The sequence below is a fragment of the Legionella sp. PATHC035 genome (genome assembly GCF_026191115.1).
Lineage (GTDB): Bacteria > Pseudomonadota > Gammaproteobacteria > Legionellales > Legionellaceae > Legionella.
Genome location: NZ_JAPHOT010000001.1, coordinates 1800261 through 1826493 on the forward strand (window position 1 = coordinate 1800261; position 26233 = coordinate 1826493).

Genomic DNA, 26233 nt, shown 5'->3' on the forward strand with positions numbered 1-26233 from the left:
TAATGTCTAGTATTCGCAGTAATCAGACTTAGTGAATTGGATTCACCACCACCATCACCACCTCCTTTGCCAAGACCTCACTCCCCTACTCCGCGTTTGGGTTTAACATATTTTAAATACTACTAAAGTATCGCCTCATCATTATCAATCAATTCTATAGCTGTACTTAAACAATTTATATAACATTTTTCTTCTACACCTATTAATGACATTAACACTACCCTATATAAAAGATATAACTTTAAATTATAGGGATAACATTGATTCCCGGATAAAAAATCTTTGGTATTAACATTAGGCTTAATATGTGCCAACCTATTTCTTGAGTTTACGAACAAAGCTAACATAAGTTCATATTTATATTCTTTAATTTCCTTTTGGAATATGATAGAACCATATTTACGAATTATAAAATCAAGTTTCTCTTTCAAAGAAGTGTGCTTATAGGCATTTTTTGAATTTTTTAAAATATCTTTTATTAAATCAATTCTATATGCTTTAGTAATACCATTACCTAATTTAGGATAATCTGTTGCGCATATAATTTCTTCTGCAAATTTAAAAGTTTCATGTACAGTAATATTATTTTCTTTTATTCTGGGTATCATTTCATACAAAGGCTCAAGGACCTGAATTAAAAAAATATTTCTTATATCTATTAAAGGCCATGCCTCGCTTATACTATATAAAAAAAGATTATGTGTTATTTCCAGTTCATCCTTTATTTGAAGCCAGTTTTTGAAAAATAATACAAACTGAGCACTCTCATAATTATTAATAAAATTAAAATAAAAAGAGCTATGAATAAAAGATTTATCAGTTAGAAAATATTTTAGTAAATAATTTTTAAATCTCGCGGTTACGTCTTTTGATTCTTTATCAATTGTAATTGAACTGATTTTAGGAAATGCCCCATGGAATATCATTAAAAATTTTAGGATATCTAGAATGTAAAATATTTTATTATTACTAATGGTAATGTTATCTTCTAAGAAGATAGAAATGCTTTTAATTCTTCGGCCACATAATAAAATTTGGTAATCCACCTCTTCCTTTTTCGGATTATTTAAAATAAATTTAATCTCTTTACTTGGCTTTTCATTAAAACATTTACATTCAAAATGCATGCTGAGAGTTTTCATATATACCCATCCTAAGGCATATTCTTCGACTTCTTTCTATAGAATTATGATGATTTAATTTCCGCAATTCCATGAATTTCCACTGGTGCCCTATTTGGAAACTCAGCCATTAATTTTAATGACCCCCCCATAGCTGAAATATATTTACTCAGAGTTGAGAGTAACATGTCGGAACGTTTTTCTAAACGAGAAATTCCATCCTGCTTCATATGCAAAATTTCACCAAGGTCCTCTTGAGTTTTTTCAAGTGCTAGACGTAAATCGCGCAAAGTCATTTCCTCGGCAATTAATTGATCGGCTCGGTTTTGAATAATTTTTTGTCTCTCCTTAGAGAGAGATTTCATTTTGTCATTAAGTGATTTCGTCATAATTCACCTCACTTTTTTAAATTTGATAAATGTTCATCAAATCTTAAATCTGCCTTTTTAATTAAATCTTTATAAAATCGCTTTTCACTTCCACCTGACTTATCTCCGCAAACAAGTAGAATTGCTTTTCGTGTAGGATCAAAAGCAAACGCTAATCTCCATACGCCATTATCTGCATTATATCTAAGTTCTTTCATGTTTGAATGTTTTGACCCCTTTAATGTATCTACATGAGGTCGACCTAGTTCTGGTCCAAATTCCTCTAGAACTTTTAAATGGGCTAAACATTCGTTTTGAACCATTTCATTGAGTTCATCGAATTCTAAATTAAAATCTTCTTGAAATATTATTTCCCAGCTCATAAACCATATTATGGCATTAAATACATATGTAGTAAAGAACATATTAATTAATATATTAAATTCCCCACCATATTGAAGGATGTTTATTCTACTAATAACCAAAACTAACAATTAGAGTTGTTATATATGTTTGTCTATACTGAGAAATATATAGGTACGTGAATGAGTAGTTTATCTAGAATTAATATTATGGCTAGGCATCATTACATTCCGCAATTTTATTTAAAACAATGGATAAATTCTGAAGGATATATATATTGTTATAATTTTATTTCTGACAAATTAGTTAGTTTTCAAAAAACGTCTACATTAGATCTTGGACAGGTAAAAAATTTATATGGTAATCCCCCCGAAAAATAACTGATGTCAAAAGTAGAATTTTCTCGTAACCTATGACGAAGGAGATTCTTCATGAAAAGATCAAAATTTACAGACAGTCAGATCCACTCAATTCTAAAACAAGCTTAGAATGGAACTCCTGTATCAGAACTATGCCGAGAACATGTCATTAGCGCAGCTACTTTTTATAAATGGCGCGCAAAATATGGAGGCATGGATACCTCGATGATGTCTCGTCTAAAAGAGCTGGAAGCTGAAAATAGGTCTTAAAAAGATGTATGCAGAAGAGCGCTTAAAAGCGGAAATCCTTAAAGAGGCTATTGAAAAAAAGTGGTAACACCGTCGCGCCGAAGAGAATTGGCGAAAAAGGCGGTGACCCATAGGGATATTTCTATTCGCTTGTCGTGTGAATTGTTTAGTATCATTGAAACCTGTTACCGATATCGAGCTAAATTAAATGATGAAAATGCCCTGATAGCAAATTGGTTGTTGCGATTATCTCAGAACCAGCGTAACTGGGGTTTTGGCCTATGTTTTTTATACCTGCGATTTGTCTGGAATCACAAGCGGGTTTATCGTATTTATCGAAAGTTAGAACTCAATATGCGGATAAAACCAAAAAAGCGGTTAATCAGGGAAAAGCCTGAAGCATTGGTGGTGCCCACTGCAATCAATCAGTGTTGGTCGATGGATTTTATGCATGATCAATTAGACAATGGTCGTTCTTATCGATTATTAAATGTACTTGATGATTTCAATCGCGAAGGCCTTGCTATCGAGGTAGATTTTTCCTTGCCGGCAGAACGCGTTGTAAGAACTCTGAATCAGATCATTGAATGGCGCGGTAAACCGCGACAGATACGTTGTGACAATGGACCTGAATATATCAGTAAGGTGCTAGGACAGTGGGCTGATAAAAATCAGATTCAATTGATTTTTATTCAACCAGGAAACCCACAGCAAAATGCTTATATCGAGCGGTATAACCGTACCGTTCGATACGATTGGTTAAGCCAACATTTATTTGAAAGCATTGCCGAGGTACAACTACATGCGACACAATGGCTCTGGACGTATAACAATGAACGACCTAATACTGCTATTGGAGGGATTCCTCCAAAGCAAAAATTGGCACTAGTTGCCTAATCCTCTACTTTTAGCGGCAGTTAAAAATGGGGGGATTACCATATGGGGATTTAGAAGTTAAACATTATGCTAACTTAGATGGAAAAGCAGCTAATGTTATGCACATGATAGAGGAAGAGATACGGAACAATAAAAATTCATTAATTCTTTTAGATGATATTATAACCAAAGACCTACGTGAAAACTTTTGCCATTTCTTAAGCTCGTTATCTGGAAGACAGCAAAGTGACATTCTCCTAGCACAAAAGCACGTCAGTAAAAATGTTAATAAACTAAAAAGGAAATGGAATGGCTTCCCTGAAGCATATAATAAAATCAAACAGTATGAAAAAAAAGCCGCTAATGAAATCATTGCGATGAGGAGTGGATATACATAAATTTATAATGAAGGGCTTACTTTTACCGAGTTGCCCATGTTATTGAATTTGAAATGGTATGTGATTAAAATTGAAAACACAAAATTTGATTTATTTACATCAGAAAAGCCAGTTTGTTTTTACAAATCATATAAAGGACCTGTAAAATATACCTGCACTAATTTAAATGATTTATTGAGAAATGGATACATATTATCTTTCCCTTTAAATCCACACTCATGTTTTTTTGCAAGTTTAATTATTAGTGATCAATTAAATATTAGTAAAATAGTTAAATTTCAAAATAAATTATTATTTTCAAATCAGCCTTTAGAATTATATGCCACTTCTAAATTGCATGAACCTCTTATAAATAAATTTTTAATAAAATCAAAAGAAGTAAATTTAAGTATCACAAATTATTATCAGTAGCTCATAAATCAATAAAATAAATTCCTGAACCACCGATTCAAAAAACCTAAAGATATTATCTGGGAAATAAAACGGGACTTTTCTTTACTCCCTTACTTAGCTTCTATTGCTGATGGAAAAAGCAAGCAACTCTAGTTAATAAATGTAGTTAATTTTTCTAAGTAAATATAACTAGAAGATAGAGGTTTTTTTACTATGGATTTTTGGGCCAATAAAAAATTTAGCAAAATAGGGTATCGATCAGCAGTTAACAGCGCCGTTATTTATAATCGAAGAGTAAGTAGCTCCTTCTCGAATAATACCTTATGGATATTGCTTAAGTACGTGTTCATTTTTAGTCAACCTCTTATAAGTAGAGTCATAATTAGCAAATACAAATGATCCATCAACATCATGCAATTGCTTCCAGGAGGTTTTGATATTTTTATTCCCAACACTCACATATAAACTTATATCCAATCCTTTATTAGCTAACTTCTGAGTTTCAGCATAAATACTATTATATGCTTCTTCAATAGAGGGTTTTTTGGCAAAAACTATAGTAACATCGAGCCATTTCCTCTCCGGTTCTATACCTTCAGCCGTTTTATCTTCCACAACTTCTACAAAGTATTTGCTGGTATTTGATACAGTAAATTTTTTCCCTTCATATTCCAAAAGTTAGGATTTTTTTCAGTTTGGCTTTATAAACCAACATGCCCGAATATTGATTAGGGTTAAGTACTTCATCACCCAGAAAAGAAGTTGCTAAAATATCTTTATTAGGATAAACCAAGATGGCATGTTGCAGTGACTCTCGAAGTATTTTATCCACAACCTCAGGTGCAGGGAGTTGACCATAAAAAACTAAATCTAACGTGCTAACAGAATTCGGATCATCTTCGAAATTAATATCATATATTTTTTGAGGAGTAGCTAAGGATGCTGAAACAAAAAGAATTAAATAGATGGCGCATAACACTCGCTTCATAAGATATCCACATAAAACAATCAGTTATAATTAATATTTATATATAATTTATAAATGCATTCGAGATCCTGGTAATAAATGATCATGGGGCATTTAACCAAATATTAAGTTCATATTTTTCTCCCGTGATCCTTGTTATATTTGCTTGCGCCATTGCTATTCCTACTGGAGTCAATTTAAGTTGGCCTAAATTAGTCGTATTCCAATTATTATTTAAAGTTAATAATTGAGGAGAGATAACAGCCAATAATTCCAAAATTTCTTCTTCTGTATATAAGTAATCATCATGCAATTTTTTTAATCTGTTAATTTTCTCATTTTCCAAACCTAATTCCCGACCTCTGTCCTCTATAACAGTATGGTTTAAAGCATTTATTTGTAACTTTTTATCGTCTCTTAAACAAGGAATTATAAATTGCTTAATTTGTTCTGCGGTTAATTGTAATTCTTTAATTTTCTCAGCATCAAAACCTTTGGACAGAACTCCACCATAATTAGCTTTTAAATGATCAGTAAATTTACTACCCACAAAATTGATGTTACCACACCCCACATATTCAATATGCCTAAAATCAAATGAGCCCCCTTTGTAATCTTCACAAAAAGGTAAAAAAGTCTTCAAGTGATTTTCAAAAGATTTTACGTCATTAATAGCTTTTCCAGATTCAGCACCTAAAAAAACTAAACTCATGGTATTAAGCTGTTGTTTAGTAAGTTTATTAGCAGCTTGTATGGCTTCATTTAGAACAATTTTTTTAAAATCATGATCCTCAGACTTAAATCTCTCTACCAATAAATCCGTTAATAAATTTAATAAGTCTTCTTTTCCAGAACGAGCATACTCTTTTTGGGAAGTAAAAATGGCATATTGAAGATCAGGGTCTTTTGCTGCATCTAAATTAATTTGACTTTCATTCTTTAAAGCTGCAATTAAATTATTGGTGAACTCTTCAAACCTTTGTTTTATTGTATTCTGAGCATCATTTTGAAGGGTTAAAAAATTTTCCCGAAATAAATCGATAAAGATCTTCTTTATATCTTCATAGCCAAGACCATGATTTACAACTATATCCCTTTGGGCTTGTATATTAGTTGAATTATTTCCACTCTTCTGGTTTTGTTTATTATTCGCGTTTGGAATCATTTTTGATAGTAAAATCCTTGCCAACTTGAACATTTATCGATCCCTTACCTGATTTTTGTTTTTGACTGTGCTTCTTATTAATATTGTTAAACAGTAACCAACCAATTAAGGCTGTACCTAATCCACCAAATAATATTTCTATTATCCATTTATATTTTTCCATAAACCACCTTTTAAAATGCATCATATACGATATTAAATTTCGAATAACTCTTCTATGGTTGACTGCATCTCATCCTGGCTAGGCTTGGCATAACGAAAGATCTCTTTGATCGAGACATTACCACTAAGCTCTTGCGCAAAATGAACCCCATGTTTATCAGTGACCTTCTTCAAAAAGGTATGCCTGAGTTTATGTGGAGTAAATTCAAACTTCTCCGCTTCTGGCAAAAACGCCAATGCCTGATTTAATACCCTCTGACAAATCCGATAGACATCCAAAGTTTGCAAACGAGTACCATATCTTGTTATAAATAAAGGCTCATCATCCATTGCATTTCTTTTATCCAGATAAGAATCCAAATACTCCCTACTCTCTTGAGGCAATGGAATTTTACTGCTGATACGTTTTGACTTATGACGCAACACATCATAAAACCCTTTTTGTCGATACTGTCCTACGTTAAGTGATACAACTTCAGATTCACGAAGCCCAGTTCCCATAAGCACATAAAATAAAGCCGCCTCCATCACAGGATTTTGATTTTTACGGGTACATCCTTTAATTCGCTGTTCACAAGCTGATTTTAATCGCATCAGCTGACGTGAAGTAAGTCCATTCCAATCAGGTGCATCGGTTTGCAAATCTTTGACTTGGGCAAACGGGTCCCCTGCCAATAAAGGGCGCTGTTGGTGTAACCAACGCCCCACATGCCGAATGGTTGCCATAGTGCGATTAATGGAAGTTGCCTTGTAAGGTTTTCCAGTTTTCTCAGAAATGGTTTTGGTTAAATTTTTCTGGAATTGCTTACTGACTGCAGGAGTCCAACTATCCACTAAATCATGCCCCACTTCGTTTTGAAAAAAGTGAATGAATTTGGAGAGATCATTCTTTTTAGCGCTTTCGGTTTTCTCAGGAGCTCCATTAACATGGACTGAGTAATAATAAGACAACCATGCAGAGAGTGAGTTGGTATCAAAATGCACATCCAAGGGATGAAAAATCTTATCTATCACAAACTTTTGATTTTTCATATTTTGGTGATCCAGTATACCCATGATGTCCCATTCTTATTTTTCTCCCATCATACCCTATTTGTGACAGATAAGGTACGTTATCCATCACAAATGAGTACTGCAATAATTTTTGAACATATAACTGACTTTAGTTAATTTTATAAAAATTTATCTATACTCTTTATAAACAAATTGATTATTTCTACTGATAGAAACGAGTACCAACAGGAATATTATGCAAAAATTAATAATACGGATATTGTATTCATTTCTTGTCCTGACAATTCTTACATTTTTGTTAACACTATCTGGCATTGGTTATTTATGGTTTTATTCCAAAAATACTCCTGACTTACCTTATTTGGGATGGTTATTGACTATTTGCATAGGTGAAATAATCGCTCTTATTATAGGTTTTACCCAAAAAGGCTTCAAATACCTCCCAGAAGTACACATTACTAAAAATGAGGAAGAAACAAATAAATTTATGGAAAACTTCATTACATCTGGAAGTAGTGCCACTATTTTTAGTAACAGGGCTTCTTGGTTAGTAGAGAATGAAAAACTGCTTGAAGCTCTTAACAAAAAAATTCAATCGGGAATCAACGTAGAAATTATTACGAATAAACCATTAGATGAGAAAGCGATGAAAAAACTGTCTAACGCAGTAAATTTTCTTAATACTCAATCGAGTACATGTTCTCGTTTTACTTTAATTAATGGTACAAGAAATGGTTCTGAAAAACTCGCTATCGCTAAAGGGAATTACCCTGAACATGAAATCACTATATTTGATTCAACTACAGGTCCACAAATGATTGGTTTGGCAAAAGATATAATTAAATTAGTTAAGGGAAAATGACAATGCCTCATAGATGGTGTGATTCAGCACAGCTTAGAAAAAAACAAATAGAATCTGGAATTGATATTACTTTTAATGACGTGTTTAAACCTATTTTTATTGAAATGATTCAAGATTTAAATCCGCAAAAAATATTGGAAATTGGCGGTGGAACAGGACATTTGTCTCTTACACTGTCAGAATTTACTTCTCAAATTTTAATGATTGAACCCTCTACTGGTATGTATGAGGTCGCAACCGAAGTTTTGTCGAAAAGTAATGTACGCATTTTAAAAATTAAATTAGAAGAATTGGAAATAAAAGAAAAATATGATCTGATAATCTCTCATATGGTTTTGCATACAATTACAAATATTGATAATTTTTTTCGTCAAGTAACAAAATACCTAAATAATGAGTCTATATTTGTTTTTTCAATACCCCATCCTTGCTTTTACAATCAATATAAAAATATATTTAATGGTGATTATAATTATATGAGAGAAGAGTTTAAAAATATTTCATTTACTATTACCAAAGATGAAAAAAACTTAATAACCAATGTTCCCTATAATCATAGGCCAATATCTACTTATATTAATACTCTCACAAAAAATAATTTAAATTTAAAGAAAATGAAGGAAATCTATCCTTCCCAAGAAATTCAAATGCTTTATGGTGCTCTCTGGAAAGAGCCTAGATATTGTTTATTTGTCTGTGGAAATTAAAATCAGGAATAGTTTTTTTAAAAAAAGCTAACGATTTCAAACAAAGTTTATCAACTTAGGCACCTTACACTAAATGAACTTTAATTATAGTTCTGAGTTTTCGAACAGATATTATATCAGAATGGAAGAGTTACACCCCTATATAGTAAAGTTCACAAACCCATCGTTTTATGGAATAGAATGTTAAGAAGATAATAGAAATTTACTGGAGAATAAGTCCAAATAAACCCTTTGAAATGAAAAAACAAATTAAATTTCTTATAAATCAAGGAGTTATATGGTGGAGGCGGCGGGAATCGAACCCGCGTCCGCAAATCCTCTGCCTTCAGCTCTACATGCGTAGCCGTGTCTTTTGATTTAACTGTGCATTCTCCGACGGGCAGGATACTACACAGCGATTCCCTGAGTTTCGCATCTTAATACGGGATGGATTAAGACACTAGCTTATCTCTTATGACCGTTGATTCGATACCGATAAGCGGGCTCGGTCGAACGGGATACTGGGTTTATTGGCCAGTACACAGTGATGGTTCAACTAAAGTGCTTATTAGGCAGCGATAGCTTCTCCACCAGCAAAGTTTTCATCGTTTGCATTTATATTTAGTTGAGTCTGATTTACGAGAGTTCTCATTCTCGGCATGCACCTCTGGTTTTGCAACCCACGTCGAAGCCAGGTCGCCCCCCAATCTGTACATTTTAAGTATAACATAAAATGGTCGCAGATGAGCAGCTTTTCTTGTGAAAATTGATTGGGATGTGCAAAGGCTCCTGGGCTAAAGCTTCGCTTTTGCCCAGTGTCTCATTAACCCTGAATGCCATTGTGGCGTAGCAAAGCATCCACCGTTGCAGGACGGCCTCTGAACTCTTTATACGCCTCAGCGGCTTTCTTCGAACTGCCTGCCTCCAATATAAAATGCAGGAAATCATGTCCTGTTTTGGAATTTAATACGCCTTCTTCTTCAAAACGGGAAAAAGCATCGCTGGATAACACTTCGGCCCAACTGTAACTGTAGTAGCCTGCAGCATATCCACCGCCAAAGATATGGCTAAAACTCTGGGGAAAACGATTGTAAGGAACCACAGGCACCACACAGGTTTTAGAACGTACGTCAGCCAGAATGTCATCAACCAATGATTTACGATTCGGAACATATTCCTGATGAATACGAAAATCAAATACTGAAAACTCCATCTGCCGTAACATGGCCATAGCGGATTGGAAATTTTTGGCGGCAATCAGACGTTCAAAAAGTGAATCAGGGAGTGGCTCCCCAGTATCCACATGTGCAGTTAAAGCAGCCAAGCCGCTTTTCTCCCAACACCAGTTTTCAAAAAATTGGCTGGGTAATTCCACCGCATCCCATTCCACGCCATTAATGCCTGAGGCGCCGAGGTAATCGACCTGAGTTAAAATGTGATGCAAGCAATGACCAAATTCGTGGAATAAGGTCACCACCTCTTCGTGGGAGAGCATCGCAGGCTTATTGGCTGATGCCTTGGCAAAATTACAGGTCAATGTCGCAATGGGTAACTGGACGCTACCATCTTCCAACCTTCTGCGGCTTTGCAATGAATCCATCCATGCACCACTGTGTTTGTTGGGTCTGGCAAATAAATCGGTAAACACATAACCACGAACATTGTTGTGTTCGTCGACGACGCAATAGCATTGTACGTCTTTATGCCAAATATCAACGCCCTTGATTTCTTCAATCGACATGCCGTACAGCTTTTTAACTAAATCAAATAGTCCCTGCATGACTTTGGGTTGAGGGAAATAAGGACGCAAATCCTCCTGTGATAGAGTAAATAAAGCTTGTCTGCGTTTTTCAGACAAATAGCCAATATCCCAAGGTTTAACTGGATTGAGCTGATATTTTTCTGCAGCAAATTGCTCCAACTGTTTAAACTCAGTAGTTGCCTGAGTATGTATTCTGCCCACCAAATCGTCCATAAAATCGCGGACTTGCTGGGTTGATTCAGCCATTTTTGTTGCGATTGAAAGCTCTGCATAGTTATTAAAACCTAACAGCTTGGCTTTTTCATCGCGTAATGCCAAAATTTCGTGAATCAAGGGCGTATTGTCATAAGTACCCGCATGTGGGCCCTGATCTGAGGCTCTGGTAATGTACGCTTGGTACATTTCTTCACGTAATGCGCGATCTTCCGCATAGGTCATCACGGCTTGATAACAGGGGTACTCCAGGGTCAGCACATGTCCTTTGAGGCCTTTTTCTGCGGCAACTTCTTTAGCAGTATGCAGCGCATGCTCTGGAAGTCCTGCCAAACGTGCGGGATCTTTAATAGGTAACGTAAAAGCTTGAGTTGCATCCAAAATATTGTGTTCAAATTGATTGGTCAGATCGTCAAGACGTGTCTGAATTGCTTCAAATCGCTTTTTATGTTCTTTATCCAAAGCAACGCCCGATAATTCAAAATCACGCAAACTATCAGCAATTATTTTTTGCTGCACAGGATTCAAAGTATGGAGATCGATTGATTTAATGGCTTCATACAACTCATGGTTATGCCCCATCGCAGATTCATAAGCGGAGAGTAAGGGCAAACAGGCATCATAGCATTGACGCAACTCAGGAGAGTCCATCACGCCATGCAAATGAGACAGCGGAGACCAAAAACGTTCCAGCTCATCAGCCATATCATCTAAAGGGTACATTAAATTGTCCCAAGTATAATGAGGATTTTCTTTGAGCAAACGTTCAACCTGCTCTAAATGCTTTTTTAATATGGCATCAAGATGCGATTGAAAGTGATTCACATCAAGATGGCTAAATTGGGGTAATCCGACTGGCGCTGACATGCTCTACCTTTGAAAATGAATACAAGACCTAAAGCATAGCATTCAATTAATCAAGGCTCTATACCCAAATGAGATCATTGATGGAGCTGCGAAGGGGGCAGGAAAAAAACGCGACTGTTCTATGAGGGCTGATTATTGAAGACAACACGATGAATCATCGAGTTGCATCTCCTCTTCTTCATCAGAAATGTTATCTAACTCGACGATTGCTGGCTCTTTATTGCCAAAAAATCCCAGCTTTGATAATGCGGCTGAGCGATCGATTGTATCTCTGGGGCGACTCTCGTTAATCGCATCGGTTAGTGCAAAATTAACAAAGCAAATCACCACCAGGGCTATGGCACCAAGCACCGGAATAATGGGATTGGCCGCAAAAATGGGAAGCGCGCAACACATGGCGAGGAAAATGAGCGTGGTCGTCGTTAAATGAGAGCCCAGTCGAAATTGCTCAAATGCAATTTGCTTGTCTATTGCTTGAAGGTGTTCGTTTATTGCTTTTTGCTCTTTGATACTCGATGCCGTGTTTAACATGGCTGTATAGTGCGACCGTAGCTCAAATAAACGACTCAACTCGATATACGCACGGGTCAACGACATGATGATGTCAAAAGCAAACGCAGCAAGCGACACATAAAAAGCAAATGGCGCCAAAGCGCCCACTAAATAATAACAATTAATAAATCCGGCGCTAAACCAGACAATATCATTACCTAATTCAAACCACCGACGTTTTATTTGCGCATTGAAACGAACCGTCCACCCTAAAGATTCCTCTTCCGGTTCCATCCACCAGCCCGGCACCGTATGTTTGAACACCACGAAGAAGTTGACCAACAAACGGGGTAGAAAGAAAATCCACGCGATTTGCGCCAGAACAGGGTCCAAAACATAATCCATGACACTGACAAAATGAAGGTATGACTCTGATTTGGATATTCGGGAGATAAAGTCTAAAGCACGTTTCGAACGGGTGAACAACAATCGAAACGGATTTGTTTCGACCGTCATATTGCGTATGTCTTGAGTAAACGAAAACTCATCTACTGGTTTAGGTTTTTTAGGAAAATTGGGTATTAACTGTGCGAGTAACTCACGATATAAATTTTGTTGCCGACGTAAGCGCGCCACTTCTCTTGGTACAGTCAAATAGTGTGCGTAGAGATGCTCCAAAAGTTCGGCCATCATCAATGCGGCAATCAGCTGCTCTTTGATTTCCTCTTGATCGATTGGCTTCTCAGACTCGAACTTGGCATTAAGCTGTTGTCCCAAAAGACTATATTCCAGGTTCAATACCAAATGAAGAGGGACTATCTTACAATAAAAATCAGGACCTAACTTTTTAATGCTTTCGGTGAAGTTCCAATTCGCAGGATTTTGCGCAGCCTGTGTGAAAGGAAGTTCAGAGAAGGATTCTGCTAAAAAAGTTTCATGTAAATGTCGAATAAGTGGGGTCATGATGTCCTAAAATGAATTTTGGGATATCAAATGAACAATCTTATACTGCTCATTTGCTTATTGTCTATTAATAACTTCAAAAGTAAAAAAATAGGTCTGATTATATATAAATCTGTACAAAAAGAAAATTTATGAACATCAGTCATACGGTTTGTTGCTTCAGAGAATCGATTAAGCACGCCTGGACTCGTTTTTTATCACCCCAAAAATATCCATCCGCTATCGAATCGATCTATAATATAGTTACACAAATTTATCGTTTTAGCATGCTCATTAAACACGGAAATAGAACAAAATTAAGTCTTTTTGCAAAATAATGATCAAAAATGCACTTATTTTCTTGCTGATTCATGTCTTCTGAGCGACAATATTGCACCGAGTTAAGCACGAAGAGTACCCATGAATCTTTCCAAAGAATTAGCTAATGCCATTCGCATTTTAAGTGTAGACGCCGTAGAACAAGCTCAATCAGGACATCCAGGAATGCCTTTAGGCATGGCAGACATAGCCACTGTTTTATGGAAAAAGTTTTTAAAGCACAATCCCCAAAATCCTCATTGGTTTAATCGCGATCGATTTGTCTTGTCCAATGGGCATGGTTCCATGCTGCTTTATTCATTACTTCACCTCACTGGCTATAAGCTTTCTTTAGAAGACTTGAAGCAGTTCCGTCAATTAAATTCGAAAACCCCTGGACACCCAGAATTCGGCCATACGCCTGGAGTAGAAACGACTACAGGTCCTTTAGGACAAGGCTTGGCAAATGCAGTAGGCATGGCTTTAGCGGAGCGGGTGCTGGCAACACACTTTAATCGCGATGATTTGAAGCTCGTGGATCACTATACCTACACATTTACTGGCGATGGATGTCTTATGGAAGGCATTTCGCACGAAGCGTGTTCGCTCGCAGGCACTTTAGGTTTAGGAAAGCTCATCGTTTTCTATGACGACAATGGCATTTCGATTGATGGTAATGTTGAATCTTGGTTTACTGACAATACAGCCCAACGTTTTAAAGCCTATCATTGGCAAGTGATCGAAGCAGTAGACGGCCATGATATGGAGGCTATTGAACAAGCCATCCTTAAAGCACAGGCCAATACCACACAACCCACACTGATTATCTGCAAAACCGTCATTGGACTGGGTTCCTCAGTAGCAGGAAGTGAAAAAGCTCATGGATCGGCGCTAGGGGCAAAAGACGTTGCCAATGTTCGTGAATTTTTTAACTGGGACTACGAGCCTTTTGTCATCCCTGATAGCATTTATCAGCAATGGAATCATATAGAACAAGGGGAAAAAGAAGAGCAACAATGGCTCATGCAACTGAATCAATACCAGCAAAAATACCCACAAGACCACTATGAATTTTTACGTCGCATCAATGGCGATCTGCCTGATGATTGGCAAAGTTACAGCGATGCATTTCTTGAGCAGTGCCGCAGCAATGACAAAGCGATTGCCACCCGTAAATCATCACAACAATGCATTGAGCATTTTGCCCGCTTGCTGCCTGAAATGCTCGGTGGTTCAGCAGACTTAACGGGCTCCAACAATACCGATTGGTCCGGCAGCAAAGCCATCACTGCCGAAGACTTTTCAGGGAATTACCTATATTATGGCGTACGCGAATTCGGAATGGCCGCCATCATGAATGGCCTGGCAGTCCATGGTGGATTTATTCCTTATGGTGGAACCTTCCTGGTTTTTGCCGACTATGCACGCAATGCTGTACGTTTAAGTGCCTTAATGCAGCAACGTATTATTTATGTCTTTACCCATGATTCGATTGGGTTAGGTGAAGATGGTCCAACCCATCAACCTGTAGAACATGCGTCCATGCTTCGTATGACTCCAGGTATGCATGTTTGGCGTCCCGCAGATTTAATGGAAACAGCCGTTGCATGGAAACTCGCTTTGGAGCATCATAATGGGCCAACATCCTTGCTGCTTTCAAGGCAAAATCTTCCTGCATTGCCTCATGGAGCAACAGCGGCTGAGTTAATTAAAAAAGGAGGTTATATCATTCTCGATTGTGATGGAACTCCTGATGCCATCTTAATCGGAACAGGCTCGGAGGTTCAGCTCGCACTTGCTGCTGCAGAGCGGGTGAAAACACAAGGACTTAAGGTGAGAGTAGTCTCTATGCCTTGCGCGGAACGATTCTTGGAGCAAGATCAAAGTTATAAAGAACATGTTTTGCCTCAAAATATTCAAACCCGCATCGCAATTGAAGCGGCCAGTTCTGCTTATTGGTATCAATTTGTTGGTTTACAAGGTGCGGTCATTGGCCTGGATTGTTTTGGCGTATCTGCCCCTGCTGCCCAAGCCTATCAATATTTGGGTATTACTGTAGAGCGAATCATTGAGACGTTAGAAGCATTAGTTAAAAAACTAAAATAGAATAAAATAATTTGCAGTCTAGATAGAGCAAAGAAGCATTCCCTCTCCCCACTTGTGGGAGAGGGGTTGAGTGAGCCCTTCGGGCACCTTATCCCCGCGGGGAGAAGCGAAATTCCTGAGCTTGATGGCGCTAAAGCTACGAATTAGATACTTAACTTGAGATAAAGGGTCTGCTTACCATGTGCTTGATTGTAAACAGACTCCACTAAAATTGGAGAGAAGTAATATGACAATACGTGTCGCGATTAACGGCTACGGTCGCATTGGCCGTTGTATCTTAAGAGCAATTTTTGAATCAAAGAAACAGAATGAATTTGAAATTGTTGCAATCAATGATTTATCTGCGATTGATACTACAGCACATCTGACCCGTTATGATACAACACATGGTCGTTTCGCATCCGATGTCAGTGTTGAAGGCGACATGCTGGTGATTGATGGTCATGCGATTAAAATCATTGCCGAACGCAATCCGCTGAATTTGCCGTGGAAAGAGTTAAACATTGATTTGGTTTTAGAGTGCACTGGCTTTTTTACCGAGCGCGAAAAAGCGATGCAGCATATCACTGCTGGTGCGAAAAAAGTATTGATTTCTGCCCCAGGAAAAAATGTGGATGCGACCATAGTTTATGGAGTAAACCACCATACACTCAAGGCCTCTGATCTCATCGTTTCTAATGCTTCATGCACCACCAATTGTCTCGCTCCAGTGGTGAAACCATTAAACGATGCTTTAGGCATTGAAGCTGGTTTATTAAATACCGTGCATGCCTACACCAATGATCAAATGCTTTTAGATGGCAGCCATGAAGATCTTCGTCGTGCCCGTGCAGCAGCACACTCCATTATTCCAACCAAAACAGGTGCCGCCGCTGCAGTAGGATTGGTATTACCTGAATTAGCTGGAAAACTCGATGGGTTTGCGATGCGTGTTCCAGTTCTTAATGTGTCCGTTATTGATTTAACGTTTACAGCAAAACGCGAAACCACTGCAAAAGAAGTCAACGATATTGTACGCCAAGCAAAAAGCCGCATTTTACAAATCAATGATGATCCTTTAGTTTCCTGTGATTTTAATCATAATCCTGCGTCAGCTATTTTTGACACTACTCAAACTAAAGTATTTGGTAAACTCGTTAAAATTGTAGCCTGGTATGACAATGAATGGGGCTTTTCTAATCGTATGCTTGATACGGCTCAGCAAATGATGAGTTGCTAGAACCCCTGTTTGGAGATAACTGATGAATCTGATACAAATGCGCGATATAGACCTGTCAGGAAAACGGGTGCTAATTCGTGAAGATCTGAATGTTCCAATCAAAGAGGGGATTATTACCAGTGACCAGCGATTACAGGCAGCGCTTCCCACGCTTAAAGCTGCTTTAGATGCTGGTGCTGCAGTTATCGTCCTATCTCATTTGGGACGTCCTGAAGAAGGAAAATTCGAACGACGTTTTTCGATGGCGCCCATTGCAGAATATTTGCAGGACCATTTAGATTATCCTGTTCGTTTTGTAAGTGATTACCTCAATGGAGTGGAAGCCAAACCAGGTGAATTAGTCGTTTGCGAAAACGTACGCTTTAATGTTGGCGAAAAAAACAATGAAGAACAGCTGGCAAGGAAACTTGCCAATCTATGTGATGTTTTTGTCATGGATGCTTTTGGAACAGCGCACCGCGCACAAGCCTCGACTTACGGTGTCGCTCAATATGCACCGATTGCCGTGGCAGGCCCCTTATTGGTAAGGGAACTGGATGCTTTAAACAAGGCACTTGCCGCCCCCCAAAAACCGATTGTGGCAATTGTCGGTGGCGCCAAAGTTTCCACTAAGCTCAGTTTGCTACGCCAATTAGTCACCCGCGTTGATTATTTAATCCCTGGTGGTGGAATTGCCAATACATTTCTCAAAGCCCAAGGATTTGAAATTGGTGTGTCACTCTATGAACAGAATTTATTGGATGAAGCACGTGAAATTCTCCAACTGGCTAAAGAGAAAGGCTGCCATATTCCCTTACCAACTGATGTGGTAGTCGGCAAATCCTTTAGTGAACATTGCCCAGCCTATAATAAATCACTGCACAATGTCGCTACAGACGACATGATTCTCGATATTGGTCCGATGACCGTGAGTGAGTACGTTGATATTATTAATCAAGCCAAAACCATCATTTGGAATGGTCCTGTCGGAGTGTTTGAATTTGCACAGTTTGCTTATGGAACCCGGGCCTTGGCTATTGCTATTGCTGAAAGCGATGCCTTTTCAATTGCCGGTGGTGGCGATACGCTTGCAGCAATCGATCTCTATGATTTGAACCAGCAAATTTCTTATGTTTCCACAGGGGGTGGGGCGTTTCTTGAGTGTTTGGAAGGAAAGACCTTGCCTGCTGTTGCCATTTTGCAGGAGCGTGCACAAGATGTTAAGACAAACTAAAATCGTTGCCACCTTAGGACCATCCAGTAGCGATCCAATCACACTCCGTGCCATGTTAACCGCTGGTGTTGACGTGGTACGCATTAACTTCTCCCATGCCGATTCCTCTGCATTGCAGCTTATTGCGCTGGTTCGAGGAATTGCGGAAGAGTTGAATTGCCCCGTGGCCGTCATGGCCGATTTACAAGGGCCAAAAATTCGCATTGGCCGTTTCCAAAATAAATCGATCGCTTTGATTGAAGGTCAAGCCTTCACTTTGGATTGCGATGCCCCAGATCGCTTAGGTAATCATGATGAAGTATCTGTAGCTTATCCCAGTCTAGCTCGGGAACTGGCCCCGGGAGATCATTTATTGCTTAATGATGGCTTGATTGAATTAGAAGTCAAAACCATTGCCGGCTCTAAAATTCACTGTATCGTCATTGAAGGCGGTACTCTGAGTGATCTTAAAGGATTAAACAGAAAAGGCGGTGGCCTGGCAGCCAGGACCATGACGGATAAAGACAAACGTGATCTGCACACAGCCATTGAAGCGGAGGTGGATTACATCAGTTTATCCTTTGTCAAAGATGCCGAAGACATTCGCCATACCCGTGCCCTCATCACTGAATTTGGTAAAAAAATTCCGATTATCGCGAAAATTGAACGGACAGAGGCGCTGGAATTCCTCACTGAAATTATTCAGGAGGCCGATGCAATCATGGTTGCACGAGGTGATCTAGGCGTTGAAGTTGGTGCTGCAGAAGTCCCTGCAATTCAAAAACATATTATTGGTGAAGCCCGTCGCTTGGATAAAGTAGTCATCACCGCAACCCAAATGATGGAATCGATGATTAACCATCCTCAACCCACGCGCGCAGAGGTATCTGATGTTGCCAATGCCATATTGGATGGAACGGATGCGGTGATGTTGTCTGCAGAAACTGCCAGTGGTCAATTCCCCGTGAAAGTTCTCGCTATGGTCAATAAGATCTGCCTCAGCGCTGAGAAGCATGCGAATTTTTACTATCATAGCAGCGAGGAAACCTGTCATTACCAACGTGCAGATCAAGCCATTGCGATGGCAACAATGCATGCAGCGAATCACTTTCCTATCCAAGCCATTATTACTTTGACTGAATCAGGTGATACCGCATTATGGATATCAAGACAACAAAGCGCGGTTCCTATTATTGCCGTATCGGCGAATAAGCGAACTATAGGTCGCTTATGCCTTGTTCATAATGTGTTCCCAGTGTTTATGGATTACCATCAATTCGCCTCTGAAACCTTGAATCAACAGGTACTTGAAGAGTTAATCCAGTCAGGCCATCTGGAGAAAGAACGCTTTGTATTATTAACACGTGGCCGAGTAATTGGTTCAGCAGGCGGTACAAACAGTATGGAAATTATTCGGGTTTAGAGATTATAATCCATATCGTTTTGCGGGTGTAGTTCAATGGTAGAACCTCAGCTTCCCAAGCTGATGGCGTGGGTTCGATTCCCATCACCCGCTCATTCAGCGGTGCTGATGACACTCGTGTGTCATGGGTACTTTTTGACGCAATAATAAAAACATCTTTGTTCAGTTAGCCGCCTGCATCATTAAAGTGTTTTTAATTCAGCACAGGCGAGGTAAATACAGAAGGAATTGTTATCCGCTATTTAAAGCAAATTCACGTGATTAAAGTGCTGTCTCTTTAGGCCCAGATCCTGTTTAAATCACACACCAACCACGAACCGCCCTTATTGTTTGCCTCATCGGATGCACCAAGGGTTCTGTTGGTATGGGCTTGTGTTACAACGTGGAGCTCCCTTGCAAAGCTCGGGATGATAAGATTGCGCCACGCTGCACTTAAGCTCCAGCAAGAACTATTCGATGACTTCCTTTTTCTCTTCAAGACTTCTCGAGAGCCCTAATTTCTCTTTCAAACGCGCGACAGCATCAGGATCATATTGTCGTGTCGTTTTACTTTTTACCATGACTGCCGTAGCCCGAGCAGGTTGTGCTGGTGCATTTAAGGTATTGTAGGTTGAGGAGCGCACCGGATAAGTAGGAAAGTGGTCTTCAGCAGGTGACGATGGTTGGCCAATTTTCGCTTGGAAGCTTGTATTTTGCTGCGTTGAATTGACTGGATTGGGTGTTTTTTCCGTCAGAACTTTACGTGCATTTCGTACGCTTTTTTCAACACGCTTCTTGATCTTAACTGCAGCGTGCTCGGCTTCTTCTTCACTGACTTCACCCACGACATTACCGTGCAAATCAATGCGCATTTCCCGCAACTTGAGGCATGCCAAATAATCAAGACGGCGGGTGAATATAACCACAGCTTCTCTTAATTTACTTTTGGAAATACCTTGTTCTGCAGCGTCATCTGCATGCAGCAAGATATCATCCATAATCCCTATTTTTAATGGACGTATTCGTAATGAATTATCGAATGCTTCAGGAAAATGTGCAGCGAGCCATAACAATGCATCTGTTCGTGCTTTTTTAGACTTATTTTTTTGAGTTTTATTTATAACAGCGGTGCGTGGGTGCAGCTCCTGTTTTCTCATTAGAGTACCCTTGTTAGATAGTAAATGTCATTCCAGATTGGCCTTAAGAATGAGCGCACAATGTACAATGTTTAATGATTGTTTGCAAGCATTCTTAATCATGTTCAGTTACGGTGCATACAAAGGAAAATAAGGTAGGCCAAGCAAATAGTTGACCACTTTGCTCAACTGAGTAGAACGGTGAACAGGCTCTAGTAGAAAAATAGATAATTATGGACCTATAATGAAACAGGTCTTTTTGCAATGGCCCTCGTTTTTTGGCCTATGGATTGATGTGATAACATGGATAATCCTTGATAAAACAGGGGCAACCCTAGTGAGCATCCTTCGCTTGCACAACACGTTGCAACTGCTTTTGCTAAGATTAATGACCGATTTAACGTTTCGATTAAAGCTTATGGGAGCACTATATGGTAAGCTTCATACAAAAAATGTTTATATTTTTCCTCGCTGCATTCTTTCCATGGATCATTTTTCTTATGAATGATAATCCTGGAGGTGCCTTTGTTGCCCTAGCTTTACAAGCAACAGTAATTGGATGGCCTTTTGCAACCATTTGGGCTTTGCGAACTCACTATCCTCCCCCAAAAGAAAAATCATAAACCATTTTATGAGGAGAACTATGTTAACGCGTGTTATTGTGAATGGGGCCAATGGTAAAATGGGCTCTTTAGCTTGTGAGACTTTAGAGAATCACGAGGAATTTGAACTAGTTGCACAACTTGGCAAACAAGACAATTTAGCGCAAGCAATTGAAGCAACTAAAGCACAGATTGTGGTTGATCTCACTCGTGCAGATTGTGTGTATCAAAATAGCCTTACCATTATAAAACATGGCGCACACCCAATTATTGGAACCTCAGGACTTCTTCCCGAGCAAATCAAAGAATTAACGGCACTATGTGAAAGTCGTCGTCTGGGTGGAATCATTGTACCTAATTTTTCAATAAGTGCTGTCTTGATGATGCTTTTTGCGGCTAAAGCTGCTGAGTACTTCCCCGAGGTGGAAATTATTGAGGCGCATCATCAGCAGAAACTTGATGCCCCATCGGGAACTGCATTAAAAACTGCTGAAATGATTGCTGCAGCACGAAAACATCCCAAAAATAAATTAAATCTCAAAGAATTGATCCCTGGTGCTCGTGGTGGAACCCATCGTGACGTCAATATCCATTCTTTACGTCTTCCTGGTGTGATTGCCCGTCAACAAGTCATTTTCGGGAGTGTAGGTGAAACATTAACCATTACTGATGACTGTATTGATCGCCGTTGTTTTATGCCCGGGATTATTTTGTCCTGCCAAAAGGTCTCCGGATTATCTACCTTAATTTACGGACTCGAGCATTTACTTTAACCTCGTGAATCAGCCCGGCCAAGGAAATGCACCGGGCTCCAGTTAATGATGAAAATGTGCTTCACTATGATGTGATTGTTTCGATTTATTAAACAGGCTGCTCCACTCCTCTACCGTCCGCTCGACCAATCCAGCAAAACTGATTTGCTCTTCATGTGCCTTTAACAGCGCGCGTAACCGTCCATAAACTGAGTTTGTGGCCTCAGAACGGGTTTCATCTGCTATAGGCCTATCTAAGACGATTTGCAATATTTTTTCGAGCCGTACAAGATTATCTTTTCCAGAGGTGGGACTTAACATGAGTTCAGAAATTTGCTCTATTCCCTCAGGCGTTGTTGGCGACGTATCGGTAAAAAACAAAGTAGACCAACGTGAACTGGGTTCTGGGGTAAATAAACTTTTTTCGTTAATTAAAGGATGAAGCGCATCGTACAGTCGATTACAATTTTTCTTGCCTAATTGTCGGGCCACTAAACGACATTTTAGGGTGTTTTTCGGTAATAAATATTCGTTTACTTTTTTATGACCACCCACAAAAATATTTTTTACTTCGTTATCCGTTGCGGCTCGGTCATCATCTCTAAGCGCTCGCTCACTATCGAGACGCTTTTTAATTTCAGTAGCAATATCTTCTGGTAAATACCATTCAGGAGTTTTAATCCCTTCAGAGCCCGGGGCATTATGTCCTGCATGTTCCTGTTGATGACGGCTCATATAAAGATCAGCGACCAGAGAAACAAAACGAATGCGATCTTTAGCTTCAGGTTCATCGAATATCGGCCAGCAGCCATAAAGCTCTCTATAAAGGAGCATTGCATCCGTATGGATGAGTTCAATGGCTTTTCTATCCTTACCGCTCACACAAGAGCCATAAGAATGCCCACCAATCGTTAAAATAATTAACTGTTCCAAGGAGCTCAAAAACAACTCTCTGCCCGCATAATCAAAAACCGTCGCGGAACCGGGTTTCGACTCTAAAACATTTTTATATTGATCCAGTAGAGTCTGTAGTCCAGGAGTTGTGGCAACATATTTTTTCGCGACAGCCAATAAATTCAAACTGTCTGGATCACTTGACGGGGTATAATAGATCCTTTTTGCTAAATTATAAGGATGATTGTTTTGTTGAATGGGTTGAAGCTTTTCTCCCCGCTCTTGCGCATACTTATCTCGCCGCTCAACCGCAGCCCGTGCTAATTTGTACAACGCCAAATCTGGAGGCAATGTTGGTATGAAGTCTGTAATCCAGGTCGGTACATAGTCCACCGCATGAATTGGACTAATCAGCGTTTGTAATAATGCCGGTTGATCAGGCTGCACCTGCTCCATCACTTTAGCCAAATTCGAGTCGGAATGGCGTTGTTGGACTGCTGCAGGCCAATCCAAGCCATCTCGTGTAGCAATATGACTGGAGCGGTAACGTTTTTTTGAGAGTTCGCGAATTACTTTTCCATCATGACTCATACCCAATAAACTATGCGCGGCGTAATTAGCAGGCAAAGGCAGCGTTCGATGACGGCTGGATAAAAAAGTCACCGCATCCTCAACCCTATCAACTCCTTGCAGTACGTGCTGCAAAAAAAACTGTTGGTGATGAGGCAATACCCAGTACCATTGTGGAAGACTGGAGATTTGTCCCACTGTATCGATACTCTCTTTATTAAAACTCTCTCCGGTGATTAAATCTTTAAACTGATCCAGGTTTTTGTCTAGTTGAGCAGGATTAGCGGCCAAAAGCCGCATCATTTCTCGCTGATGCGGACTCAGCTCATTAAACCATTTAGGTAGTGGCAACAAATTACTGGCAATTTGTTCTAGGTCCCTCTTCAAACTGATTGCTTTCTTTTTGATTGAGGACCAATTGATTTTAAAGTCTGTGAAATCCTGAACCACTTTTGTAGGACTGCTAATGGCGGGATCCAGATGGTAAAAATAGGCTTGTTGATATTCAGGCAGCTTGGCCAGCCAGGATGGAGTTTTCGGATACTCCTGAGCTTTTATCTCTTTGAGTTCGTTAATTATTTCATCGTAGTAAGGAGGCAGCGATTCGTCCAACTGCAGGATATAACTGATATCCTCACCCACTTTCATCGGTATTAGAGTGACTAAATCATTGCGGCCATTCCGCATTAATTCATATTGTTCTGCCTCATTGAGCAGCTCAATCGCTTCTTCGTTAGAGGTACCCCAAGCCAACGCAATCACCTCGATTAGTTTGGCAGTATATTTTTCTAACTCCTTATGTAACTTATCGGTTGAGCCTTTTGCATCTAAAGCCAAGGTTTTACACTCTTCTACGTAATCACGTAAGGTTTCCTTGGTCAAAAAACTGCTCTGAGGAGGTAAAGGGTATGCATCAAGAAGAAAATTAAATGCATTGTTAAGGCTATTGACCCGACGTCCAAAACTCCGATTATAATCAGGTTTCTGATGGTAAGTTTCTAAAACATAGCCAGGAAAGCGCTTCTGTAATGAACTGAGTAATTCTGATGATAATTCGGTACCATGAGGTACACGTAAAATAATTCCTTTTCCCATCGATTAATTTCCTTAACTACTCGCCTCGATTCAAAAATATTCAGCAGAGCGATTCAAATAGAGGTCATTTTTAGTCCTAATCTCTTCGTTATTATTGTATAAATAATTCCATGAAACAATTACAATAATCACTTAATTTGATAAAAATAATAAAAAGGAGTTTGCTAATGGGCTACATTGTACAACATTATATTGGTGGTCAATTTATTAACGAAACGAACGCCACAAGTCACTCTATCTACAATCCTGCTTTGGGAGAAGTGATTGGTCAAGTTCATTTCGCGTCTACAGCACTTTGTGATAAAACAGTTGCTACCGCCAAAGAAGCAGGAATTGAATGGGCCCAGACTCCCGCCATCAAAAGAGCGCGCATCCTTTTTAAGTTCAGAGAATTATTAGAAAAAAATCAATTGGACCTGGCACGTATCATTACGCGCGAACATGGAAAAACTATAGATGACGCCAAAGGTTCCGTAGCACGTGCTATCGAAGTAGTCGAATTACATTGTGGCATAGCCAATCATCTGCAAGGCGATTTTTCAGCCGATGTGACCAATGGCATTGATTGTCATACATTAAGACAACCATTAGGGGTTTGTGCCGGTGTTTCCCCTTTTAATTTTCCGGTCATGGTACCTGTATGGATGATGATCCCTGCTATCGCTTGTGGCAATACATTCATATTGAAACCCTCAGAACAAGACCCTTCCGCCGCTGTCCGCTTGCTCGAATTATTAAGTGAAGCAGGGTTACCCCCCGGAGTAGCCAATTGTTTACATGGTGATAAAACAACAGTAGACCATTTGCTGGCTCACCCCGACATTGCTGCCTTTACTGCGGTTGCCTCTACACCTGTTGCCCAACATATTTATACTACAGCAACAGCCCACGGAAAACGCGCCCATACGTTTGGTGGTGCTAAAAACCATTGCGTGGTCATGCCAGATGCCGACCTCGATCAAGCGGCTGCGGCGATTGTAGGTGCAGCTTATGGTTCTGCAGGTGAACGTTGCATGGCAATCTCCGTCGTGGTTACGGTAGGCGAGCATACAGCAGATGCGTTAATTGAACAAATGACACCACTAATCAAAGCAACTCGCATCAACGCCGGTGATGCGCCTAACACCGATATGGGACCATTAATCAGTGGCCCTCATCGAGAAAAAGTACTGGCTGCGGTAGATAAAGGAATAAGCGAGGGAGCCAAACTCATTATTGATGGCAGAGCATTTAAGCATCCTGAGCACCCACAAGGATTCTTCATGGGCCCCTGTCTCTTCGATCATGTGGATGAAAACATGTCGATTTATCAAAATGAGATTTTTGGCCCCGTTTTGGTCATTGTGCGAGTCAATCATTTCGAGGAGGCGCTCGCTTTAGTCAATAGAAACCAATACGGAAATGGCACCGCAATCTTCACACGGGATGGATTTAGCGCTCGCGAGTACAGCCAACGCGTCCAGGTTGGGATGGTTGGGATTAACATCCCTATCCCTGTTCCTGTTGCCAATCATCCTTTTGGTGGATGGAAACATTCTTCTTTTGGAGACAGTAATATGCACGGACAGGAAAGCATCCATTTCTATACCCGACGCAAAACCGTCACCACCAAATGGCCTGTTACTGAAATCAATGAAAGTGCTTTTATTATGCCAACGCATGATTAAACCAAGAGAATAATTTCCTGT

At 39.4% G+C, this 26233-nt stretch carries 25 protein-coding genes, 1 tRNA gene, 1 other RNA gene and 1 pseudogene; 15 read left to right on the top strand and 13 right to left on the bottom strand.

Features of this window, described 5'->3' with window-relative positions:
* Positions 1-122: 122 nt before the first annotated feature.
* The 3 genes from OQJ13_RS07940 to OQJ13_RS07950 are packed head-to-tail and all read right to left on the bottom strand — an operon-like array spanning position 123 to position 1872.
* Positions 123-1142: a HEPN domain-containing protein gene (locus OQJ13_RS07940; protein ID WP_265710342.1), complete on the bottom strand. Its 1020-nt coding sequence runs from the start codon at positions 1140-1142 to the stop codon at positions 123-125.
* Between the two features lie 44 nt (positions 1143-1186).
* On the bottom strand, positions 1187-1510 hold the full coding sequence (locus OQJ13_RS07945; protein WP_265710343.1) for a helix-turn-helix domain-containing protein: 324 nt from the start codon (positions 1508-1510) through the stop codon (positions 1187-1189).
* Between the two features lie 8 nt (positions 1511-1518).
* A complete protein-coding gene (locus OQJ13_RS07950) occupies positions 1519-1872 on the bottom strand; it encodes a type II toxin-antitoxin system RelE/ParE family toxin (RefSeq protein WP_265710344.1) in 354 nt (117 codons plus the stop codon).
* 189 nt (positions 1873-2061) lie between these two features.
* On the opposite strand from OQJ13_RS07950, the gene OQJ13_RS17070 reads away from it, so the two are divergent.
* From OQJ13_RS17070 to OQJ13_RS07965, 4 genes and pseudogenes are all read left to right on the top strand, one after another.
* Complete coding sequence (locus OQJ13_RS17070) at positions 2062-2232, top strand: DUF4238 domain-containing protein (protein WP_416209920.1); 171 nt, start codon at positions 2062-2064, stop codon at positions 2230-2232.
* A gap of 51 nt (positions 2233-2283) precedes the next feature.
* Positions 2284-3357 (top strand): annotated as a pseudogene (locus tag OQJ13_RS07955) (IS3 family transposase).
* 26 nt (positions 3358-3383) lie between these two features.
* Complete coding sequence (locus tag OQJ13_RS07960) at positions 3384-3734, top strand: hypothetical protein (protein WP_265710345.1); 351 nt, start codon at positions 3384-3386, stop codon at positions 3732-3734.
* Positions 3735-3770: 36 nt separating this feature from the next.
* Complete coding sequence (locus tag OQJ13_RS07965; RefSeq protein WP_265710346.1) at positions 3771-4145, top strand: hypothetical protein; 375 nt, start codon at positions 3771-3773, stop codon at positions 4143-4145.
* Between the two features lie 303 nt (positions 4146-4448).
* Here the strand turns inward: OQJ13_RS07965 and OQJ13_RS07970 are convergent, their stop codons facing one another.
* From OQJ13_RS07970 to OQJ13_RS07990, 5 genes are all read right to left on the bottom strand, one after another.
* Complete coding sequence (locus OQJ13_RS07970) at positions 4449-4742, bottom strand: hypothetical protein (RefSeq protein ID WP_265710347.1); 294 nt, start codon at positions 4740-4742, stop codon at positions 4449-4451.
* Between the two features lie 49 nt (positions 4743-4791).
* Positions 4792-5115, bottom strand: coding sequence for a hypothetical protein (locus tag OQJ13_RS07975; protein WP_265710348.1), 324 nt, complete (start codon positions 5113-5115; stop codon positions 4792-4794).
* 82 nt (positions 5116-5197) lie between these two features.
* Positions 5198-6292: an LPO_1073/Vpar_1526 family protein gene (locus OQJ13_RS07980; RefSeq protein WP_265710349.1), complete on the bottom strand. Its 1095-nt coding sequence runs from the start codon at positions 6290-6292 to the stop codon at positions 5198-5200.
* Positions 6240-6422, bottom strand: a complete 183-nt coding sequence (locus OQJ13_RS07985) for a hypothetical protein (protein WP_265710350.1) — start codon at positions 6420-6422, stop codon at positions 6240-6242. The genes OQJ13_RS07980 and OQJ13_RS07985 overlap by 53 nt, the downstream gene beginning before the upstream one ends.
* Before the next feature lie 32 nt (positions 6423-6454).
* Positions 6455-7477, bottom strand: a complete 1023-nt coding sequence (locus OQJ13_RS07990; protein ID WP_322783741.1) for a tyrosine-type recombinase/integrase — start codon at positions 7475-7477, stop codon at positions 6455-6457.
* 193 nt (positions 7478-7670) lie between these two features.
* Between OQJ13_RS07990 and OQJ13_RS07995 the strand changes: the two genes are divergently transcribed.
* Together OQJ13_RS07995 and OQJ13_RS08000 are read left to right on the top strand one after the other, a co-directional pair.
* Entirely contained in the window at positions 7671-8297 is a 627-nt protein-coding gene (locus tag OQJ13_RS07995) for a hypothetical protein (protein WP_265710352.1), read from the top strand.
* A gap of 2 nt (positions 8298-8299) precedes the next feature.
* A complete protein-coding gene (locus OQJ13_RS08000) occupies positions 8300-9004 on the top strand; it encodes a class I SAM-dependent methyltransferase (protein ID WP_265710353.1) in 705 nt (234 codons plus the stop codon).
* Positions 9005-9282: 278 nt separating this feature from the next.
* On the opposite strand, the gene ssrA is transcribed toward OQJ13_RS08000, so the two are convergent.
* The 3 genes from ssrA to OQJ13_RS08015 all read right to left on the bottom strand — a co-directional run bounded on the left by ssrA (position 9283) and on the right by OQJ13_RS08015 (position 13280).
* Positions 9283-9687, bottom strand: a transfer-messenger RNA (tmRNA) gene (gene ssrA, locus OQJ13_RS08005).
* A 119-nt stretch (positions 9688-9806) separates the two neighbouring features.
* Positions 9807-11825: a M3 family metallopeptidase gene (locus OQJ13_RS08010; protein WP_265710354.1), complete on the bottom strand. Its 2019-nt coding sequence runs from the start codon at positions 11823-11825 to the stop codon at positions 9807-9809.
* A 132-nt stretch (positions 11826-11957) separates the two neighbouring features.
* Entirely contained in the window at positions 11958-13280 is a 1323-nt protein-coding gene (locus OQJ13_RS08015; protein ID WP_265710355.1) for a hypothetical protein, read from the bottom strand.
* 131 nt (positions 13281-13411) lie between these two features.
* On the opposite strand from OQJ13_RS08015, the gene OQJ13_RS08020 reads away from it, so the two are divergent.
* The 6 genes from OQJ13_RS08020 to OQJ13_RS08045 all read left to right on the top strand — a co-directional run bounded on the left by OQJ13_RS08020 (position 13412) and on the right by OQJ13_RS08045 (position 19610).
* Entirely contained in the window at positions 13412-13597 is a 186-nt protein-coding gene (locus OQJ13_RS08020) for a hypothetical protein (RefSeq protein ID WP_265710356.1), read from the top strand.
* 82 nt (positions 13598-13679) lie between these two features.
* Positions 13680-15683 (top strand): transketolase, encoded by a 2004-nt coding sequence (tkt, locus tag OQJ13_RS08025; protein WP_265710357.1) that lies wholly within the window; start codon positions 13680-13682, stop codon positions 15681-15683.
* A gap of 226 nt (positions 15684-15909) precedes the next feature.
* Positions 15910-16902 (top strand): type I glyceraldehyde-3-phosphate dehydrogenase, encoded by a 993-nt coding sequence (gap, locus tag OQJ13_RS08030; protein WP_028381596.1) that lies wholly within the window; start codon positions 15910-15912, stop codon positions 16900-16902.
* A 22-nt stretch (positions 16903-16924) separates the two neighbouring features.
* A complete protein-coding gene (locus OQJ13_RS08035) occupies positions 16925-18115 on the top strand; it encodes a phosphoglycerate kinase (RefSeq protein WP_265710358.1) in 1191 nt (396 codons plus the stop codon).
* Positions 18099-19517, top strand: a complete 1419-nt coding sequence (gene pyk, locus OQJ13_RS08040) for a pyruvate kinase (RefSeq protein ID WP_265710359.1) — start codon at positions 18099-18101, stop codon at positions 19515-19517. The genes OQJ13_RS08035 and pyk overlap by 17 nt, the downstream gene beginning before the upstream one ends.
* A gap of 22 nt (positions 19518-19539) precedes the next feature.
* A tRNA-Gly gene (locus OQJ13_RS08045) sits at positions 19540-19610 on the top strand.
* Between the two features lie 356 nt (positions 19611-19966).
* Here OQJ13_RS08045 and OQJ13_RS08050 read toward each other — a convergent pair.
* Positions 19967-20653 (bottom strand): ProQ/FinO family protein, encoded by a 687-nt coding sequence (locus OQJ13_RS08050; RefSeq protein WP_265710360.1) that lies wholly within the window; start codon positions 20651-20653, stop codon positions 19967-19969.
* A 410-nt stretch (positions 20654-21063) separates the two neighbouring features.
* On the opposite strand from OQJ13_RS08050, the gene OQJ13_RS17075 reads away from it, so the two are divergent.
* Together OQJ13_RS17075 and dapB are read left to right on the top strand one after the other, a co-directional pair.
* Complete coding sequence (locus OQJ13_RS17075) at positions 21064-21255, top strand: hypothetical protein (protein ID WP_416209905.1); 192 nt, start codon at positions 21064-21066, stop codon at positions 21253-21255.
* Between the two features lie 20 nt (positions 21256-21275).
* The gene (gene dapB, locus OQJ13_RS08060) at positions 21276-22007 is read left to right on the top strand and encodes a 4-hydroxy-tetrahydrodipicolinate reductase (RefSeq protein WP_265710361.1); all 732 of its coding nucleotides are present in this window, start codon (positions 21276-21278) and stop codon (positions 22005-22007) included.
* Positions 22008-22049: 42 nt separating this feature from the next.
* Here the strand turns inward: dapB and OQJ13_RS08065 are convergent, their stop codons facing one another.
* Positions 22050-24545, bottom strand: a complete 2496-nt coding sequence (locus tag OQJ13_RS08065; RefSeq protein WP_265710362.1) for an oxidoreductase — start codon at positions 24543-24545, stop codon at positions 22050-22052.
* A gap of 167 nt (positions 24546-24712) precedes the next feature.
* Here OQJ13_RS08065 and OQJ13_RS08070 point away from each other — a divergent pair, with 167 nt between their 5' ends.
* On the top strand, positions 24713-26212 hold the full coding sequence (locus OQJ13_RS08070; RefSeq protein WP_265710363.1) for a CoA-acylating methylmalonate-semialdehyde dehydrogenase: 1500 nt from the start codon (positions 24713-24715) through the stop codon (positions 26210-26212).
* Positions 26213-26233 lie beyond the last annotated feature (21 nt).